The following is a 3,259-nucleotide window of genomic DNA, read 5'->3' on the forward strand; positions in this document are numbered from 1 at the left end:
GCACTGACCGGCCCCGGTGGCCGCTCGTCGGCCGCGAGCTCGGCGATGACCTGTCGCCGAGGCTCGCGGAGAGCGGCGCCCGCCCCGGCCCAAGGGCTCTTTACCCGCTTCCCACGCATCGGCGCTCTCGGCATCCGGGCAAAGCCGACCTGGTGGTCCGAGGGCGCCCGGAGTGCTCCCGGTCACTTTTTCCGCCGCGGCCGGGGGTCGTCGGCTAATGTGTGGCCGTGGCGCCGGGCACCCGAGGTCCACGGTCACGGTTCAGGGAGGGAGCGACATGAAAGCGACTCGTGTCCACGTCAGCCGTCGTCAGCTTCTCGCGGGAGGCGCAACCCTCGCGCTCGGGCTGCATCCCCTCCGCGGCTGGGCCCAGAAGCCGACCGTCAAGCTCGCCTTCATCGGTCCGCTGACGGGCGGGACGGCGTCGAACGGGCTCGGCGGCCGCAACTCGTTCCAGCTGGCGCTGCGAGAGCGGAACGCCGACCCGAAGGCGAAGTACCGTTACGAGGCGGAAATCCTCGATGACGAGTGCAAGCCGACGGTGGCCGTGCAGGCGGCCCTCAAGGCCTCCTCGGACCCGGCCATCATCGCGGGCGTGACCCACTACTGCTCGGTCACCGCCATCGCGACCGTGGACACCTACCACAAGGCCGGGATGCCGGCCATGGTGTGGGGCGCGGTGCTGCCGGAGATCACCTACAGCCACCAGCACGTCGAGATCACGCGGGTCAACGGGACCATGATCAACCAGAACAACGTGGCCGCCGACTTCGCGGTGAAGACGCTCGGGTTCAAGACGTTCGCCCTCATCCACGACACGACCGACTACGGGCGCGCGCACGCCAAGTGGTTCTCGGAGTTCGTGGAGAAGGCCGGCGGGAAGATCCTCTCGACGCAGGGCACGGCCAAGGACCAGAAGGACTACGCGGCGGAGCTGACGCGGGCCAAGGCCGACAAGCCGGAGGTGCTGTGGTACGGCGGCCTCACCCCGGACGGCGTGCGCGTGCGCGTGCAGATGGAGAAGCTGGGCGTGCGAGCGCAGTTCCAGGGCACGAGCGGGATCAAGTCGGACACCTTCAACGAGACGGCCGGACCGTCCGCCGAGGGCACGCTTGCCTTCGTCGAGGGCGCGCCGACCGAGAAGCTGCCCGGGGGCAAGCAGTTCCTCGCGGCGTACGCGAAGGCCGGGTTCCAGGAGCCGTCGGAGGCGTACGGCCCGTTCGCCTACGTGGCGGCCAACCTCGTCATGGATGCCATCGAGGCGGTGGGGCCGGACCGCGCCAAGGTCGCGGCGCGGCTCAAGCGCACCAAGCAGCAGGACACGATCATCGGGCCGGTGGAGTTCGACGAGCACGGGCAGAACACGGTGCCGCTGATCTCGAAGTACGTCAGCCAGGACGGCAAGTGGGTGCTCTGGGAGGATTCCGAGTACGCCTCCGGCAAGCGGACGCTGCCGGGCCTGAAGTACAAGAAGATGTAGCTGCGGCCGCGATGCCGCCGCTCGAGCTGCTCCTCCAGCAGGCGCTGAACGGGCTGATGCTGGGGGTCATGTACGCCCTGATCGCCGTCGGGTTCACGCTGTTCTTCGGCGTCCTCGACGTGATCCACTTCTCGCACGGCGACATCTACATGCTGGGCGCCTTCGCGGGACTCTCCGTGCTGGCCGGGCTGGCGGCCGCGGGCGTCGGCACGCCGGTCCTCGCCCTTCCCCTGGCGTTCGCGGCCTCCATCGTGATCACGGGGCTCATCGGCGTGGCCGCCGAGCGCGTGTGCGTCAAGCCGCTCGCCCGCTCGTCGCCCCTGATGACGCTGCTGGCGACGCTCTCGCTCGGCCTCGTGATCCGGGAGGCGGTGCTGATCTTCTACCCCCGCGGCGCCGACCCCAAGCCGTTCCCGTGGCTGCTGCCGCAAGGCGACTTCGACGTCGGCGGGGTGGTCGTGCGCTACGAAAACCTCGCGATCCTGGCCATCGGCCTCGCCGCCATGATCGCCGTCGACCGCATCATCAATCGCACGCGCATGGGGGCCGCGATCCGTGCGGTGGCCCAGGACCCGGAAGCGGCGCAGATGATGGGAGTCAACCTCGACCGGACCGTCGATGCGACGTTCTTTCTCGGCTCGGGTCTCGCCGCCGTGGCCGGCATCCTGAGCGGCCTCTACTACAGCGAGATCCACTTCATCATGGGGATCACCGGCGGCGTCATCGGGTTCTCGGCGGCGGCCATCGGCGGGTTGGGCAACGTCTACGGGGCCATCCTGGGCGGCCTCCTCTTCGGCCTCGTGCAGACGATGGCCGCGGCCCTGATCCCTCGGGGCTCGGAGTTCCGCGACGTCGTCGCCTTCGCGGTCGTCCTGCTCTTCCTGGTCGTGCGCCCCAGCGGCATCCTCGGGGCGAAGAGCGTGGAGCGCGTGTGATCCTGGTCTGGGCGGCGGAGGCCGTGGTGCTCGGGCTCGTCGTCCTCGGCATCCTGGCGGAGGCGCCGCTGGCGCTGGCGGGCACGGCGGCGGCGGCGCTGGCCGTCCTCGTGCTGGTGCGCGCGCGGCCGCAGCTGCGCGGGGCGCTGTCACGCGCCTTCGCCGAGCACCCGACGGCCGCCCTCCTCGGCGGCGCCGCGTGCGCGCTCGCCCTGCCGTTCGCGCTGCGGGGGAGCCCCTACTGGACGTTCGTCGCCACCCTGGCCCTCCTCTACGTCATCATCGGACAGGGCCTGAATCTGCAGATCGGCACGGCGGGCCTGATCAACCTGGCCGGCGCCGCCTTCGCGGGCCTCGGAGCCTACACGGTCGGCCTGCTCACGGTGTCGGCGGGCTGGCCGGCCTGGCTCGCCTTCCTGGCCGGTCCCGTCGTGGCGGTCGTCGTCGGCACCCTGCTCTTCGTGCCGATCCTGACCACGCGGGGGCACTACCTGGCGCTGGTGACCATCGCGTTCGTCTTCATCTTCAATGTCCTCATGAACAACCTCGAGTTCACGGGCGGCCCCCAGGGCATCAAGAACATCCCCACCCTGCGCCTGTTCGGGTACGCGTTCACCACCGCGCCGACGGTCCTGGGCGTCGCCCTGCCCGCCCACGCCAACTTCTACTTCGCCGCGGTGGCCGTGGCCGCCCTCACCACCGGCGTCATCCGCCGGCTGCACGACTCGTGGCTCGGGGTGGCGCTCAACACGCTGCGTGACGACGAGATCGCCGCGAAGTGCTGCGGCATCTCCATCGTCCGGGCGAAGCTCACGGCGTTCTGCATCGGAAACTTCTTCATCGG

3 protein-coding genes are annotated in these 3,259 nt (G+C 70.2%); all 3 read left to right on the forward strand.

The genetic code is table 11. The features are described 5' to 3' along the window. Positions 1-277 precede the first annotated feature (277 nt). Positions 278-1,480, forward strand: coding sequence for a branched-chain amino acid ABC transporter substrate-binding protein (locus VFR64_05305; GenBank protein ID HET9489156.1), 1,203 nt, complete (start codon positions 278-280; stop codon positions 1,478-1,480). 11 nt (positions 1,481-1,491) lie between these two features. Then, the gene (locus tag VFR64_05310) at positions 1,492-2,415 is read left to right on the forward strand and encodes a branched-chain amino acid ABC transporter permease (GenBank protein ID HET9489157.1); all 924 of its coding nucleotides are present in this window, start codon (positions 1,492-1,494) and stop codon (positions 2,413-2,415) included. Continuing rightward, a partial coding sequence (locus tag VFR64_05315) for a branched-chain amino acid ABC transporter permease (protein HET9489158.1) occupies positions 2,412-3,259 on the forward strand: 848 nt, incomplete at its 3' end. The genes VFR64_05310 and VFR64_05315, both read left to right, overlap by 4 nt.

It is taken from the genome of Candidatus Methylomirabilota bacterium (assembly GCA_035709005.1).
Classification (GTDB): domain Bacteria; phylum Methylomirabilota; class Methylomirabilia; order Rokubacteriales; family CSP1-6; genus 40CM-4-69-5.

Coding starts and splice junctions, on each gene's coding strand:
- VFR64_05310 (HET9489157.1), top strand. CDS start 1,492: ATGCCGCCGCTCGAGCTGCTCCTCCAGCAGGCGCTGAACGGGCTGATG.
- VFR64_05305 (HET9489156.1), top strand. CDS start 278: ATGAAAGCGACTCGTGTCCACGTCAGCCGTCGTCAGCTTCTCGCGGGA.